The following is a 349-nucleotide window of genomic DNA, read 5'->3' as shown; positions in this document are numbered from 1 at the left end:
CTATCGTGAGTACGTGCGACGTTACGGTGCCGAGATGGACATCGAGACGTTCCGCCGCCTGTTCTTCGCGCGTGCGGCCGGGAGCGACATCAAGATTCCGAAGGCGGTGGACGCGGCGCTCGTAGGTGTCGACGAGGAAATCTCGGCCGCAATCGCCGCGTATCGAAGCCAGCGAACACGGAAGCTCGAGACCGATCTGTTCGAGCAGCGCACTCGGCTCGCCGCGGCAGAGAAGAAGCTCGCCGTGAAAATCACAAAGAAGGCTGGCGAGGACGTCAGGATCGCCATCGACAAGATCGAAGCCGTGCAGCGCGGGCTGGATGATCTTCGCCGTCAGGATCTACAGGAG

At 61.9% G+C, this 349-nt stretch carries 1 pseudogene; it reads left to right on the top strand.

Annotated elements, in window-relative coordinates:
- Nucleotides 1–349, top strand: a pseudogene (locus SB816_RS30290) (hypothetical protein); the annotation flags it as partial.

The sequence above is a fragment of the Achromobacter sp. SIMBA_011 genome, from assembly GCF_046535435.1.
Taxonomy (GTDB): domain Bacteria; phylum Pseudomonadota; class Gammaproteobacteria; order Burkholderiales; family Burkholderiaceae_B; genus Achromobacter; species Achromobacter dolens.
This window is presented reverse-complemented; position numbering and strand designations above follow the sequence as displayed.